Raw genomic sequence first — 15,959 nt, forward strand, 5'->3', positions numbered from 1 at the left:
TATTGTATTATGTGAGCAGGAACATCGGGTTTCCAGATAATGGTAGCTCGGTCGTTCCTGCTTGTGATGTTATCGTTGCATTGTTACTTTTTTAACTCCTGAAGCAGCAATTCAGGTTCGTCTGTGGTAATGAAATCAATTTTTTGGCCGATCAGATTATGCATTTCTTCTGCGGTGTTGACCGTCCATGCATTTACTTTCATGCCTAATTTATGGGCATCCTGTAGCCAGCTCGCATTCTTTTTGAACACGGAATAATGGTAGTCCAGTCCATTGATCCCTGCGGCATGTACATCAGCAGGCGATTTGTCTCCATTCAGATATTGGATATTGGCTTTTGGAGCGAGTTCATGAATCTTCTGGCAGGCTTCAAAGCTGAATGCGATATAATCCGTTATTTTTTCTGCTTTCAATGCCTTCACCATCTCGACAGCTTTAGTTGCCGCTTCTAGGGTACGTTCTACACCCAGTTTGTTGGTTTTGAGCTCGAGGATGAGGCGTAATCCTTTGAGTTTTTTGCCTGCTGTGATATATTCTTCTAAAGTAGGGATAGACTCTCCATTGGGATGTTTCTTGGCCAAAAGTTCTTGGTAGGTTGCTGTCGCAATATCGATCCCGTAGAAGTCATTGTCATGGTTGACCACAAGGATGTTGTCTTTGGTCAGGTGCACATCAAATTCCGAACCGAACAGTTTCAGTTGGTGTGCCGCTTTTAGGGAAGCAATTGAATTTTGCGGAAGATGGCTATTTTTCCACACTCCGCGGTGAGCTATCGCCTTTGTCTGAGCGAAAAGTGCGGTAGAAGAAATGACCATAGCCAGCGTCAGGCAGGTAAAAATGTGTTTTTTCATATGTATTACTTTAAAAGCTGAACGTATGCAGATAAAAAAAGTGGTACTTTTCTCCTGCATCACAAGATCTAAAGTACCACTTTTATATGTAGGAATTGTTAAGTGTAATTTATTTTTTACCATTCCATTCTGCCATGAACTCATCCAGGAATCCGAGCATATACTGATGCCGGTGTTCTGCAATTTTTTTGGCAGCTTCGGTGTTCATCCTGTCTTTCAACAGGAGTAGTTTTTCGTAGAAGTGATTGATTGTGGGGGCTTCCGAATGTTTGTATGCCTCTTTATCTTTATACTCCTGCACCGGAATGTTGGGATTGTACATCTCTCGGCCTTTGTTGCCACCAAAACTAAATGCCCGGGCAATACCGATGGCGCCTATGGCGTCCAGACGATCTGCATCCTGCACAATTTCCATTTCTTTCGAATGAAAGGAGACCTCACCCAAGCTGGCTTTGAAAGACATGTTAAAGATAATCTTTTTAACATGGTCAACCACTTCGGGCGCAATTTCCAGACTGGTCAAAAATTCACCGGCAACGCGAGGGCCTATCGTTTCGTCGCCGTCATGGAATTTACTGTCCGCGATATCATGTAGGAGTGCTGCCAGCTCGCAGACCATGACATCTGCTTTTTCTACTTCTAAAATTAACTTCGTATTGTTCCATACGCGTTGAATATGCGACCAATCGTGGCCTGCTTCTGCAAATTTCAAACGATCTTGCACAAATGCTACTGTGCGTTCAATAATGTTATTCATACAATACTTTTGTTTTTTCGCGAGTACCCTCGTATAATTCGTATTCTAATAATCTACAATCTAATTTACCATTATAAAACTCTATACGTCTGGACGCACGGAGACCAATCTTTTTGGCCAGATCCGGATTTCCAGTAAATATATAGCCCCTGTAGCCCTTACATTCCTGTTTCATAAAATCACCCATCCGTTTATAGGTAATTTCTAGTTTGGTATGCGTTCCGAGCCGCTCGCCATATTCAGGGTTGAATAAGATGACGCCGTTTTCTTTAGGAACGTGTGTTTCGGCAAAATCGCATACCAGAAACGAAATTAATTGCTCTACGCCTGCTGTGCGGGCATTCATTTTAGAAACGTTGACCGCTTCTTCGGAAATATCGGTGGCGATAATCTGGGGGGCAGCTTTTTTATTGACCTGATCTTTTAATGCACGGCGTTCCTGGAAGAATACGGTTTCATCATAACCGATGAAATGCATAAAAGAATAATTCATGCGCAACAAGCCGGGCTTTCTATTGGTTGCAATCAATGCCGCTTCAATGGCGAGCGTGCCGGAGCCACACATCGGATTGATGAATGGTGAAACGCCATCCCATTTGGAAGCCATGATTGTTGAAGCAGCCAGAGCCTCCAGCATTGGTGCTTTGCCCGGAATCTTACGATAACCATGTTTTGCAAGCGTCTCGCCCGAAGTATCCAGGAAAATTTCGGCGCGATCGTCCTTCCAGTACAGATGCACCACCGCTTTATTGTTATCAGGACCTGAATTCGGTCGCATCCCTTTTTTTGCTTTAATCCGGTCTACGATTGCATCTTTAACCTTGACATTCGCAAACAGGGGAGTGCTAACCGTTTCATTGTCCACGTTTGAAGTGACTGAAAAATAACCGTCAAACTGTATGAGTTCTTCCCAGGCAATCTTGCTCAGTTCATCGTAGAGCTCAGTAGGGTTAGTGGCTGTAAACTCCTGCAAAGAATACAGGATCTGCGATGCCGTACGCAAGTTTAAGTTGAGCTTGACCGTGTCATTGACGCTTGCCTTTAGTTCGACTCCAGTCGAAAACGCCCTGACAATGTCAAAACCTAACTCTTTAACTTCCTGTTGCAAATAAGGCGATAAGCGTTTATTGCACGTTATAATAACTTTATTGGGGGTGTTGAAAACTTCCATCATATTTTGTACAAAGTTAATTAAACTCTTCCTCAAAAAATGCTTAATTTTACGCTTTAATATTTATTTTTTTGATTATGGAAATTAGAGGAAAAGTACACGAGATAGGAGCGACACAACAAGTGACAGAATCATTCAAAAAACGCGATATGATTGTTGCTTATGCCGAAAATCCACAGTTTGTTGAATATATCCGTTTTGAAGCCACACAGGATAGAACATCCATTTTTGATAACCTGGCTATTGGCGAGGAAGTAGAGGTATCTTTTAATCTTCGTGGTCGCCCTTGGACAAATAAAGATGGTGTAACAACCTATTTCAACTCCTTGGTGGCATGGCGGGTGACGAAACTCGGAAATGCAGCTCCGGCACCTTCTTCTCCCGGTTATGCAGATATGCCGGCTCCTGTAGATTTGTCCGGTTCATCAGATGATGATGATTTACCGTTCTAATATATGTAAAGACTGTTCAGCCAACGAATCCTCGGTATAACCTATCGGGGATTCGTTTTTTTGTCATTGGCTCTACCCAATAGACCATAAATTTTACCTCCTCTTTTCCACTAAAGTTTCTGCATGCTAATGCCGCTTCTTCACGAAGATATACAATATCATCTGAACGACTAGAACGTCACTGTTCGAATGGAAGGCCGATAACTCCATGGACCAACTGATTCGACGAGAGAAACTCCATAGCAATTGATCCTCACATTCAACTCTTTCCGTTAAAACAGCGTATAGTATGTCGCAGCAGTCGTCGGCAAGATTGTTCATAAAAAAAATAACCAATTATCATTTTATAAATAAAAAAATTAATAAATGAATTTTGAATTGTAAATTTTATTAGTAATTTAGCCTTAATTATAAATCTAAGACGGATCAATTATCACATGCGTTTCATAGTAGGCTTTTTATGTATAATCAACGTGATGTTTGTCGAAGGACAAGAGCTATTCACGTTGCACTCTTCCTACCTGTCGGCAGTGGATTCCGGTTATGTGTATGTACCAAAGGGAAGAAATACAGACAGGCAATTACCGGTTGTATACGTGCTGCATAGCCATGGTGCAAATTATAAAAGTTTATCCAATTTTGTTGATTTCCAAGAACTAAGCAATCGGTATGGCTTTGTCGTTGTCTGTCCGGATGGGCTTCGAAACAGTTGGTTTTTCGATAGTCCTCATGCGGGAGGGCCTCAATTTGGCAAATTCCTTACTGAGGAACTTATGCCTTTTATCCAGATGAAGTATCATACTAATGCCCATCAATCATTCATTACTGGCGTTAGCATGGGTGGGCATGGTGCGCTGTGGCTCTTTTTTAATTATGCAACTTTTTTTAGAAGTGCGGGAAGTAGTTCAGGTGTAGTGAACCTAAGGCATTCGGCCTTTAAGAAAACTACTTTGGCCGAACATTTAGGGGAATATAGTCCGGAGAATATATTGTTCGATTCGTTTAGCATAACCAATAACGTCCATAAAATTAGAGGCACTGGAAAGAGTTTTATTTTTGACTGTGGCACCGAAGATTATCTATATGGGGCTAATAAGTCGCTTCGAGATAGTTGTGATCATCTTAAGGTCCAGGCGACGTACATAGCACAACCTGGGGCTCATACTTCCGGTTACTGGGCACGGACAATTCCGGCACACTTTGCTTATTTCTATAATCTGATTCGATAAAATTTGACTATATGTTCCACTCTGATTTCTAACAGGATTTTAGGCTTCTGTTAAGTATGGTTACCTTGATTTTCTAAACTTTTTATTGCAATTATTTAATTATGAAATGGTTTAAAACTTTTTTTTCTCTTCTGTTGATTTCAATAACGGGTGCTGTCTGCGGACAAGGGATTGTTTCTTATGATGTGTTGATTATGGGCGGGGGGGCGAGCGGTGTATCGGCAGCATTACAGGCCGCGCGACTGGGCAGCAAGGTGCTCGTTGTGGAGGAGACAGATTGGCTGGGAGGGATGTTGACGTCCGCAGGCGTATCGGCTATTGATGGCAACCATAAACTCCCGTCCGGTATCTGGGGCGAATTTAGGCAAGAGCTTTACAACTATTATGGGGGCGCTAAGGCTGTCGAAACGGGCTGGGTAAGCAATACCCTATTCGAACCTTCTGTTGGAAATCGTCTTTTAAAGAAAATGGTAGCCTCCGAAAAAAATATTACAGTGTGGTATAAAAGTTCATTGATAGATCTAAAAAAGTTACCTAGAGGATGGACTGTGACCATCGGTCAAGCTGGTAAGAAGCGAACAGTTGGAGCGGACATGTTAATTGATGCAACCGAACTGGGGGACCTGTTACCCCTCGCGGGCGTTGCTTATCGTATCGGCATGGACAGCCGTTATGATACCAAAGAAGCATACGCTCCCGAAACAGCAAATTCGATCATCCAAGACTTGACTTATGTGGCGATTCTAAAGGACTACGGACCTCATGCGAACGTGATACTGAAGAAACCTAAAGGATACAATCCGAAGGAATTTGAACATGCTTGCGATGTAGCGGATCCCGCGTCACATAACAATACTCCAATAATCGATTGTGGACAGATGATCACTTATGGAAAATTGCCCAATCAAAAATACATGATTAACTGGCCGAAAGACGGGAATGATATTTATCTAAACATCATCGAAAAATCGTCCAAGGAGCGTGCTATAGAATTACAAAAAGCAAAAGATCATACCTTACGTTTCATTTATCATCTTCAGACCAAATTGGGCTTTTCCCATCTAGGCCTTGCTGACGATGAGTTTAACACAGCAGATAAACTGCCATATATCCCCTATCATCGTGAATCTAGGAGGGCAAAGGGATTAGTGCAGTTGACACTGCCTTATGTGCAGGCCCCTTATGAACAGGATTTACCCTTGTATCGAACTGGAGGTATTGTGGGGGATTATACCATTGACCATCATCATCTTAAAAATCCTGATGCACCAAAAATTGATTTCGTCAAAATTCGGGTACCGTCTTACAACGTGCCTCTAGGAAGTCTGATCCCCGATACAGTAGACGACTTTATTGTGGCCGAAAAGAGTATAAGCGTCAGCAATATTGTCGCGGGAGCGACGCGCCTCCAACCCGTTGTACTGGGAGTGGGACAGGCAGCGGGAGCATTAGCTGCACTGGCCGTCAAAGAAGGGTGTAGTCCAAGAAACTTATCTGTAAGGCAGATCCAGCAGGTATTGCTAGACAACGGCGCATACTTAATGCCCTTTATTGATGTGGAAGTAAGAGACAAACGATTTCAGGCTATCCAGCGAATAGGTGCAACCGGTATATTAAAGGGAAGGGGCGTGCCTTACAAATGGGCAAACCAAACTTGGTTCTACCCCGAACATCGAATCAGTGAGGTGGACCTGATAAACGGAATGAGCAGTTATTATCCAGTTGTCAGCAAAATAGCCGGTTCTGGTGCTGATGTGACAGCCCGTTTTTTTGCAGACCTGTTGCTGTCGGTTGATCCCACCCTCAACAAGGAAACCCTCTGGCAGACTATTACAAAGCAGGATAGCGAACTGCTGACCCGCGCTGAAATCGCGGTCCTTTTGGATCATATCCTGAAGCCTTTCAGTCGCGAAGTGGATTACTCAGGACGTTTGATCGATCAAAGAAATTAATGTACTACTCCAGTATAACCTAAACATGGATATCTTATCAAATAAAGGAGTTACAGTATTGCAAAGGAACAATAGCTTGGATGTATTGCGGGGTATTGCTATATTATTAATGGTACTCTCGTCCAGTATTTCCTTTGGCAATCTGCCCGCATGGATGTATCATGCGCAAGTGCCTCCGCCAAAGCATGTCTTCGATCCTACTTTAGCCGGGATTACCTGGGTGGATCTTGTTTTTCCGTTTTTTCTGTTTACAATGGGAGCGGCTATTCCGTTGGCGATGACGAAGAAGGTGGCTACTCTAAGACCATTGGGAGTCTTTGGGACAATCGCGAAGCGATTTGTTGCTCTATTTTTCTTTGCCCTATTTTCGTTTTACATGCGTGCTTGGGTCATGACCGATAGTCCAGGTGGGGGCGAGTACCTATTGTCCATTATTGGGTTTGCTGTGCTTTTCGCACTCTATACCGATTTCAAAACGTTTTTCTCTGCGCGCATAACAAAGATGATTCATGCTTCCGCATTGTTGTTTGCCTTGGGAATATTGTATTTTATCTATGCCGGAGACGCTAGGTTTACCTTCGAAAAGACGGATATCATCATTTTAGTATTGGCCAATATGGCTCTATTCGGAACACTATGGTGGTGGTTGACTGCACGATCATATTGGCTACGGATCGGGATATTACCCTTTATCATGGCTGTGTTTTTGGGAGCAAAGGAACTTGGCTCAATTAACGCATTTATCTTTAACCTTAGTCCGGCAACTTGGCTATATCAATTTTATTATTTGAAATACCTGTTTATCATTCTCCCAGCTACGGTCGTTGGAGAATGGATTTACATGGAAGCCAAAGTGCAAGATAAAGCCCTATTGGACAAGAAACAGCTTGTTTTCCAAATGATACTCTGCATGATACTCATTGGTACAAATGTATTTAACCTTTATATGCGTTATCTTGTGGTCAATCTGTTGATTACCTTGTTTTTATCGGTGGTTTTATATCGAGTAGTCAACGTCTCTGAACAAGGAAATGCTTCTAAATTGCATGGTAGGCTGGTGTCTTTGGGAGGCTACCTGCTTCTGCTGGGGCTAATCTTTGAAGCATATGAAGGTGGTATTAAAAAAGACTATTCAACCTATAGCTATTATTTTGTTTGCACGGGGTTGGCATGTTATGCTTTGAACTTTCTTTCCTGTATGGAGCAGTTGAACGTTGCTTCAGTACCCCTCCGTGCCATAGCCTTAGTCGGAAAGAACCCGATGATAGCCTACACGGCTGGAAACTTGGTTTTGATCCCCTCATTGGCGATAACGGGCCTGCAGGTTTATCTCGACCAGCTGGGCGCGCAAGGCGGTATAGGCGGCGTATTTCGTGGTATCCTATTTACAGGTACTGTGGCGGTACTCACGATGCTCTCGAGTCGGTTAAAACTTTATTGGAAGACATAAGATGAATAAGATAGTAAAACAAGAAACCGTATACCCAAGTGATCGGAAAGCTCTGCCTCCTATATTTTGGATCTCGACCACTTGGTTTGCCATGGGGCTACCTTTTGTAGCACTTTCGGGCGCCAGCTCCATCATGTACAAAAATCTAGGAATATCGGATGCGCAAATTGCCTTTTGGACTTCCTTGATCATGTTACCATGGACTTTGAAACCGTTATGGGGGCCTTTTTTGGAGCTCTATAAAACAAAAAAATTCTTTGTGTATACGACACAGTTGTTTACAGGGCTGCTTTTCGGATTGCTTGGATTGACATTGCAACTTGATCATTTTTTCAGCTTCTCCATTGCGCTGTTGACGTTAATTGCAGTAAGCGGTGCTACTCACGATACCGCAGCAGATGGCGTGTACCTCAATGAGCTGGATGCGAAACAACAAGCCAAATATGTCGGTTGGCAGGGAGCTTTCTATAATGTGGCGAAAGTCTTTTCTGGGGGCGTGCTCGTGTATCTTGCTGGTCAATTGGAGCAAAAAATTGGTGTCACAACAGCATGGATGGTCGTGATGTTTACTTATGGTCTGATTATGGCTGGAATCGGGATGTATAGTGTTCGAGTCCTCCCCTCGCATGAGTCTAAACAGAAGTCGGCTTCGTTAAAGGAGGGGATGGATACACTAAAAGATGTGATCATTACATTTTTTCAGAAACAGAATATCGTATATAGCCTACTATTTATTGTTTTTTATCGTTTTGCCGAAGGGCAGGCAATTAAAATTACACCGCTATTTTTTAAAGCTCAGCGCAGCGATGGCGGACTGGGGCTCAGTACATCGGAGATTGGACTCCTGTACGGGGTATTTGGAGCCATTGCTTTTGTACTGGGTTCTATTGTAGCTGGACATTTTGTGTCAAAAAAAGGGTTAGATCGCAAGACATTAATGATCCTTTGTGCTTTCTTTAATATCCCTTTTGTAGCCTATGCTTTCCTGGCGATCAGTTTACCGACAAACCTTTATCTTATTGCGGCAGCTGTTGCGATAGAATACTTTGGCTATGGTTTTGGCTTTATCGGAATTATCCTGTTTATCATGCAAAATATTGCACCAGGAAAGTATAAAATGGCTCATTATGCATTTGGAAGTGGTCTTGTCAACTTGGGGTTTATGATTCCTTCGATGATTAGCGGCTGGCTAAGCGATCGCCTTGGCTACAAGGAATTTTTTATATGGGTCTTGATTTCAACCATTCCAGCCTTTTTGGTGTCGTGGTGGGTACCATTACGAAAACCCGAACAAAATGATGTTGACCAAAGCAAATTATAGCTATGAATATTATTTTTAACCGATGGCTGAACGCCGCGTCGCTGCTTTTTCCAATAGTAGTACTAGGGCAATCGGCAACCAATGATTCAACCTTTGACAATCAGCATTACCGTGATAGGCTTGAGTTCTTTGAGGCAATGCCCAACCAAAAGGACGAAATCGTTTTTCTGGGGAATAGTATTACCGAAGCGGGCAAATGGCAGGAGATATCCCAATTGAAACAGGTGGTCAACAGGGGCATAAGTGGTGATGTCACTTACGGCATTTTGGCAAGGTTGGATGAAGTTTTGGATGGAGATCCGAACAAGCTATTCCTCCTATGCGGCGTGAATGATATGAAGCGGGGAATAGCCATTGAGGTGATTACTGCCAATATCGAAAGGATTCTATTACAAGTGAAAAAAAAATCTCCCCATACAAAACTGTACATACAAAGTATATTGCCGGTAAATGAAGCTTTGCTTCCGGCAAGCTATAGCCAAGTGCGTAACGCGAAGATCCATTTACTAAATAAAGCATTGAAGCGGCTCTGCATTAAATATCGAGTTCGATTTGTCGATTTACATCCTGTTCTAGCCGATAGTAAAGGCGAACTCAAGGCTCAGCTGACGATAGATGGTCTTCATTTAAGACAGGCGGCATATCTAATTTGGGTAGACTTTTTAAAACAGCAAAAGCTATTATGAAAACAACAAAAGTTTTCGGCGGCTATTACATGCCGCTACACGTTGTTACACGGAGGACCCTGCTCGTATTTTTGCTTCTCGGTGCGGGCAAATTAATCGTCACACAACCACTATACGCGCAAATTGTCAAGATAGACAGCAGCTATGCGAACTGGTATTATCAACAGCGTATGGAATATTTTCAACAAAGCCCGGTGATCAGCAATGCGATTGTTTTTTTGGGAAATAGCATCACAGAACGAGCCGAGTGGCAAGAGCTATTGGCCGACGCCAGGTATCCAGTGCTTAACCGAGGTATTGGCGGAGACAATTCATTTGGTATCCTAGCCCGTATTGATGAGGTTTTACGAGGCTATCCTAAAGCGATTTTTCTTATGGACGGCATCAACGACCAGTTTAGAAAACTGCCGCAGGAGGTTTCCATCAATAACTATAAGCGGATAATCCGACGCATAAAATTGAAGTCGCCTAACACAAAGATCTATCTTCAAAGTACGTTGCCAATAAACGAAAGGCTGACGCAAGAAGAGTATACAAAAGGTCGAAATGTGCTAGTGCCGTCATTGAACGACAAACTGGTTAAACTTGCAGCAGACGAAAATATCCCATTTATTGATCTTTGCCCTCTCTTTGAGGATAGTGATGGAAAGCTCGATGTAAAGTACACTAACGATGGGGTCCATCTTAAGCCAAGTGCATATATAAAGTGGGTACAACTATTGAAAGAAAAAAAATATTTATGAGAATTACAGGAACATTCATTGATGAAATATCGCATGATATTCCGCACCAGAACTGGGGGGCGGTGGAGTGGGATCGCGACTTTGCACACATGAAAGCAATAGGTATTGACACTGTGATCATGATCCGAAGCGGATACCGCAAATTTATTACCTATCCATCAGCTTATCTGATGAACAAATATGGTTGCTTTAGACCTTCTCTGGATTTAGTAGAGTTATTTCTGCAATTGGCAGATAAATATGACATGAAGTTTTATTTTGGGCTTTACGATAGCGGTATTTATTGGGATACGGGTGACCTCAGTCATGAAATCGATGCTAATCAGTTTGTGATCGAAGAGGTATGGACCAAATATGGCCATTATAGAAGCTTTGGTGGCTGGTATGTCAGCACAGAAATAAGTCGCAAAACTAAGGGGGCTGTAGAGGCTTTTCGAACCCTTGGTATGCAGTGTAAGTCTGTGAGCGGAGGATTGCCGACGTTTATATCACCGTGGATAGACGGCAAAAAAGCGGTGTTGGCAGCTTCTGCACAGCTGAATAAGACAGATGCGATTTCGGTATTGGAACATGAGCGGGAATGGGGGGAAATTTTTGAAGGGATACAGGGGGCCGTGGACGCTGTTGCTTTCCAGGATGGTCATATCGACTATGATGAGCTTCCCGATTTTTTTGAAGTAAACAAAAAACTAGCTGATAAATATGGGATGGCCTGCTGGACAAACGCGGAGACTTTCGACCGGGATATGCCGATCAAATTTCTCCCGATCAAGTTTGATAAATTGCGGTTGAAACTTGAGGCTGCGGAAAAAGCGGGCTATGACAAGGCGATTACTTTCGAATTCTCCCATTTTATGAGCCCCCAATCGGCATACTTGCAAGCTGCACATTTGTATAATCGTTACCGTGAATACATACAGGGTGAGTTTGGTAAATAAATATAGCAATAGTACGAAACGGAATACGAATTAAACACAATTTATTAGTTATCTGCTAGCTGATCTTGGTATACAGAATGCTGTTCGGCTAAAGAACGAAAAAGATTTATAGATGAACCAATATAGTAAAATTTACAAAGACGAATTATTGAATAATGTACTTCCATTTTGGACCGAGCGTTCGATAGATACAGAATATGGAGGATATTTTACCTGTTTAGACCGACAAGGAACGGTTTTTGATACCGACAAATTTATGTGGTTACAGGGTCGGCAGGTGTGGTTATTTTCAAGCTTTTATAATAAGATTGAAGGGCGCTCCTCTTGGCTGGATATTGCGATGCATGGTGCTGATTTCATGGAAAAACACGGAAGAGATGCACAAGGAAATTGGTATTTCTCCCTTGACCGATATGGAAAGCCACTTGTGCAGCCATACAACATTTTCTCGGATTGCTTTGCAGCGATGGGTTTTGGGGCATTGTATACTGCGACTAAAAACGAGCGATATGCTACAATAGCGAAAGATACTTTCGAAAATATCTTGAAGCGAAGGGAGCATACTAAGGGCATATATGATAAGTCGTTTCCTACAACCCGTCCCACAAAGAATTTTGCACTTCCGATGATCTTGAGTAATCTTTCCATAGAAATTGAACACCTGTTGGATCCAAATTTAGTGCAGGCATTAATCGAAGAGATTATCGCGGAGGTCATGGGTACCTTTTATAAGGAGGAACAAAATTTGGTATATGAGAATGTGGGGCCGGATGGTTCGTTTGTGGATAGTTTTGAAGGCAGACTGCTCAACCCTGGTCATGCGATAGAGGCAATGTGGTTTATGATGGATCTGGGCGAAAGACTCCAACGACCGGCGTTGATCGACCGTGCTGCGCGTATTGGACTACGCATGCTCGAATATGGCTGGGACGAAAAATACGGTGGTATATTTTATTTTATGGACGCGAAAGGGAAGCCGACTCAGCAGCTGGAATGGGATCAAAAATTGTGGTGGGTCCATTGTGAGACCTTGGTTTGTATGGCAAAGGCTTGGGTGCTGACCGGCAATGCCGAAGCAAAGGTATGGTTCGAGCGTGTTCATGATTATACCTGGAGCAAGTTCAGAGATCCTGTATATGGTGAATGGTTTGGTTATCTGAATCGCATGGGAGAAGTCCTTTTGGATCTCAAAGGTGGTAAATGGAAGGGGTGTTTTCATGTGCCGCGTGCGCTATGGAAAGTTCATGAAGTATTTGAAAAAACAAAAATAATTGTATAATTCAATCCTATGGACCTATTCAATGGAATAAATGCGCTGACCTTGGTATTTGTGGCCATCCTTGTTTTTGCCATTGCTTACCGTTTTTACGGCCTGTTTCTCGCCAATAAAATGCTCAGATTAAATGGAGGCCGGCAGACTCCTGCTATTGAGTTTGCTGATGGACATGATTATGTAAAAACGGATAAAAAAGTGCTTTTTGGCCACCATTTTGCAGCTATTGCGGCTGCGGGGCCATTGGTAGGGCCTGTTTTAGCCGCGCAGTTTGGCTATCTTCCCGGCGCTTTGTGGATATTGATTGGCTGTGTATTGGGAGGCGGTGTGCACGATATGGTTGTGCTTTTCGCCTCTGTGCGGCATAAAGGCCAGAGCCTGGCCAGCATTGCATCCAAAGAAGTAAGCAAGCCAATAGGGGCTATCGCGGGTATTGCGGTTCTATTTATCTTAATCCTTACCCTCGCAGGACTGTCACTTGCCTGTATCAGTGCAATGCACGAGGCTCCATGGTCCTTGTTTACAATCGTATTGACCATGCCCATTGCCATATTCATGGGCTTAATGATGCGATACCGTGAGGGATCCGTGACTGCTGCAAGTATCCTTGGCGGGATCTTGCTAGTCGCTGGAATTATTGCAGGCCACCATTTGATGCAACTACCTGCTTTCCATACTCTTTTTAACTGGGATGTGAAATCCATATCCATTGGTATTGCTATCTATGGGTTTTTTGCTTCGGTATTGCCAATTTGGCTATTACTTGTGCCAAGAGACTACTTATCGACCTATTTAAAAATAGGTACTATCGTCATGTTGACAGTCGGGATATGTTTTGTTGCCCCTACTATTCAGATGTCCGCGCTGACAACTTTTATCCATGGAGGAGGACCTGTGATCAACGGACCGGTACTGCCTTTTATTTTTATCGTGATTGCTTGTGGAGCGATTTCCGGATTTCATGCGATTATTGCCACTGGCACCACGCCGAAGATGATTGGCAATGAGCGGGAAATCCTCTTTGTAGGCTATGGGGCTATGCTTGTGGAAGGCTTCGTAGCCCTAATGGCTCTCATCGCAGCATGTACCTTGATGCCGGGAGACTATTTTGCAATTAACACGCCTGCTGCCGATTACGCAGATTTTCTTGCCGAATATCCGGCACTTGCGACGGTGGACTTGCCGCATTTCATAACGCGGATTGGTGTAGATCTGCATGGTCGTACCGGTGGAGCAGTATCTCTAGCTGTCGGCATGGCGCATATTTTTGATAAGGTTCCTTTTATGGAGGATATTATGGCGTACTGGTATAATTTTGCGATTATGTTTGAAGCTGTCTTTATCTTAACTGCAATTGATGCTGGCACACGCGTAGGACGTTTTTTTCTCCAAGAGATGCTCGGTAACATCTTTCCGAAGTTCGGCGATAAAAATTGGAAGCCCGGAGTATGGATCTGCAGTGCGATATTTACCTTATCCTGGGGATATTTGACCTATACAGGAAATGTGAGCAGCATCTGGCCACTATTTGGAATTAGTAATCAGCTCCTAGCTGCCTGCGGCCTAATTGTATGTACGACAATGCTGATACGGATGAATCGACACAAATATGCGCTGTATGCGGCTATACCCGGTATATTTATGGTAGGCATCACATTTTGGGCAGGTTATCTGCAGGTGGTGCAAGGTTACTTGCCCAAAGGACAATATTTGCTGGCTGTCTTGGCCGTTACTGCGATGTCGCTTATGCTGATCGTTTTTATTGGAGCGTTCAGGAGATGGCTATCTTTAATTCGCAAAAAAGAGCAGGTCGAGGATCAGTATGGCGAAGCAGTAAAAGAGGTTGTTGAGCGATGATAGTGTGAGGATTTTGTTTCGGAAATCCTCACAATCCTATTAATCGATTATTGATAATAGTCTGTCGCGAATGAGCAGGCAGGCCCCTAAAGCAGCCAGTCTCTCACCATTATTGGAGTATGCCAGTTTAGTATCTTTATTTACAATGGATAGGGAGAACTTGTTGACGGCATTTTTCAGGGGCAACATCAGATACTCTTCGCTTTTTGCTAAAATGCCACCTATAATGATAATTTCTGGATTAAAGATGTTGATCAATGTGGCTAACCCACGGCCCAGCTTTTCGCCTAATTCATTGATTAGCTCGATAGCGAGGTTGTCGTCCTTTTTTGCAGCCATGATGATATCGGTCAGGCGTATATCTTCCAGATTACTGAATTTTTTGGTTAATACACTCGTCGCTCCATTGCGCAGCGCTTCAATGACTCGATTGCGAAGGGCAAAGCCGGATGCTTCTGTTTCTAAACAGCCCTTTTTTCCACAGCGGCAGATAATGTCGTTGTCGAAAATAGGAATATGGCCGAATTCGCCAGAGAAGCCTGATTTCCCATAATAGATTTTTCCATTGATCAAAATTCCTAGACCGATGCCATTGTCAACGTTTACAAAAAGAGCATCTTTTTCGTCCTTTAGAATGCCGCTGGAAAACTCTCCGTACGCTAGTGCTTTACTGTCGTTTTCAAGATACGTACGTAACTGCAATTCTTGTTCAAAATACTTTGACAAAGGATCTTCATAAAAGTTAAAGAAGCTGTAAGAATAGCCTGTTCGGTAATTAATCCGTCCAGATAAGTTAATGCCTACACCAAGGATCTTGTCTTTTTGTATTTGATGAGTAGCGATAAACCGATTGATCTCACGGCAGATATGTTGGAGTGATTCCTGGTTGTTTTCCATACGGTAAGGAATTTCCTCCTGGGTAGCTATAATATCTTTTTTCATGTTCATGACCACAATACTAAGATGGTCATGGCTCACCTGTACACCAACAAAAAATGCTGCATTGGGAAGTAGGCCGTAAGAGTTTGGCTTTCTTCCTATCCCTGAAGTAGATTTTCCGTTATCCTGTACCAGCTTGTCTTCGATCAGCTCATTAATGGACTCATTGATTTTGGGAATGCTAATATTGAGTTCCTTACTCAGCTCGGGAATGGTAGAGGGCCCTTTCGTCGCAAAAAAAGTTAAAATTTCCTTTTTAAGCAAGATGTTTTTATAGGCTACACCGCTGTAGCTGGCATCATGTAGATCACTCAAAAATTTTATGCTCATAACTTTTCTT

At 43.0% G+C, this 15,959-nt stretch carries 14 protein-coding genes; 10 read left to right on the plus strand and 4 right to left on the minus strand.

From position 1 onward, the window contains the following. Window positions 1-83: 83 nt before the first annotated feature. The 3 genes from FGL37_RS09555 to FGL37_RS09565 form a co-directional block, all read right to left on the minus strand. Window positions 84-851, minus strand: a complete 768-nt coding sequence (locus FGL37_RS09555) for a glycerophosphodiester phosphodiesterase (protein WP_028071864.1) — start codon at window positions 849-851, stop codon at window positions 84-86. A gap of 109 nt (window positions 852-960) precedes the next feature. After that, complete coding sequence (locus FGL37_RS09560; protein ID WP_028071865.1) at window positions 961-1,608, minus strand: HD domain-containing protein; 648 nt, start codon at window positions 1,606-1,608, stop codon at window positions 961-963. Then, window positions 1,601-2,779 carry a THUMP domain-containing class I SAM-dependent RNA methyltransferase gene (locus FGL37_RS09565; protein ID WP_028071866.1) on the minus strand — a complete coding sequence of 393 codons (1,179 nt, stop codon included), beginning with the start codon at window positions 2,777-2,779 and terminating at the stop codon, window positions 1,601-1,603. Before FGL37_RS09565 ends, FGL37_RS09560 begins: the two co-directional genes overlap by 8 nt. Before the next feature lie 77 nt (window positions 2,780-2,856). Between FGL37_RS09565 and FGL37_RS09570 the strand changes: the two genes are divergently transcribed. From FGL37_RS09570 to FGL37_RS09615, 10 genes are all read left to right on the plus strand, one after another. Beyond that, window positions 2,857-3,231 (plus strand): DUF3127 domain-containing protein, encoded by a 375-nt coding sequence (locus FGL37_RS09570; RefSeq protein WP_028071867.1) that lies wholly within the window; start codon window positions 2,857-2,859, stop codon window positions 3,229-3,231. A 437-nt stretch (window positions 3,232-3,668) separates the two neighbouring features. Further along, a complete protein-coding gene (locus tag FGL37_RS09575) occupies window positions 3,669-4,460 on the plus strand; it encodes an alpha/beta hydrolase (protein ID WP_028071868.1) in 792 nt (263 codons plus the stop codon). 101 nt (window positions 4,461-4,561) lie between these two features. Next, window positions 4,562-6,412 carry an FAD-dependent oxidoreductase gene (locus FGL37_RS09580; RefSeq protein WP_028071869.1) on the plus strand — a complete coding sequence of 617 codons (1,851 nt, stop codon included), beginning with the start codon at window positions 4,562-4,564 and terminating at the stop codon, window positions 6,410-6,412. 25 nt (window positions 6,413-6,437) lie between these two features. Next, complete coding sequence (locus FGL37_RS09585) at window positions 6,438-7,862, plus strand: DUF5009 domain-containing protein (RefSeq protein ID WP_037534309.1); 1,425 nt, start codon at window positions 6,438-6,440, stop codon at window positions 7,860-7,862. 1 nt (window position 7,863) lies between these two features. Next, window positions 7,864-9,183 (plus strand): MFS transporter, encoded by a 1,320-nt coding sequence (locus tag FGL37_RS09590; protein WP_037534310.1) that lies wholly within the window; start codon window positions 7,864-7,866, stop codon window positions 9,181-9,183. Window positions 9,184-9,185: 2 nt separating this feature from the next. After that, the gene (locus tag FGL37_RS09595) at window positions 9,186-9,869 is read left to right on the plus strand and encodes a GDSL-type esterase/lipase family protein (RefSeq protein ID WP_028071872.1); all 684 of its coding nucleotides are present in this window, start codon (window positions 9,186-9,188) and stop codon (window positions 9,867-9,869) included. Further along, window positions 9,866-10,612: a GDSL-type esterase/lipase family protein gene (locus FGL37_RS09600; protein ID WP_232048669.1), complete on the plus strand. Its 747-nt coding sequence runs from the start codon at window positions 9,866-9,868 to the stop codon at window positions 10,610-10,612. The genes FGL37_RS09595 and FGL37_RS09600 overlap by 4 nt, the downstream gene beginning before the upstream one ends. Beyond that, a complete protein-coding gene (locus tag FGL37_RS09605) occupies window positions 10,609-11,550 on the plus strand; it encodes a DUF4434 domain-containing protein (RefSeq protein WP_028071874.1) in 942 nt (313 codons plus the stop codon). Before FGL37_RS09600 ends, FGL37_RS09605 begins: the two co-directional genes overlap by 4 nt. A gap of 112 nt (window positions 11,551-11,662) precedes the next feature. Continuing rightward, window positions 11,663-12,829, plus strand: a complete 1,167-nt coding sequence (locus FGL37_RS09610; RefSeq protein WP_028071875.1) for a n-acyl-d-glucosamine 2-epimerase — start codon at window positions 11,663-11,665, stop codon at window positions 12,827-12,829. 9 nt (window positions 12,830-12,838) lie between these two features. Continuing rightward, on the plus strand, window positions 12,839-14,680 hold the full coding sequence (locus FGL37_RS09615) for a carbon starvation CstA family protein (RefSeq protein ID WP_028071876.1): 1,842 nt from the start codon (window positions 12,839-12,841) through the stop codon (window positions 14,678-14,680). Window positions 14,681-14,719: 39 nt separating this feature from the next. On the opposite strand, the gene FGL37_RS09620 is transcribed toward FGL37_RS09615, so the two are convergent. Beyond that, window positions 14,720-15,949: an ROK family transcriptional regulator gene (locus tag FGL37_RS09620; RefSeq protein WP_171019304.1), complete on the minus strand. Its 1,230-nt coding sequence runs from the start codon at window positions 15,947-15,949 to the stop codon at window positions 14,720-14,722. Window positions 15,950-15,959: the final 10 nt, after the last annotated feature.

Source organism: Sphingobacterium thalpophilum, assembly GCF_901482695.1.
GTDB lineage: Bacteria > Bacteroidota > Bacteroidia > Sphingobacteriales > Sphingobacteriaceae > Sphingobacterium > Sphingobacterium thalpophilum.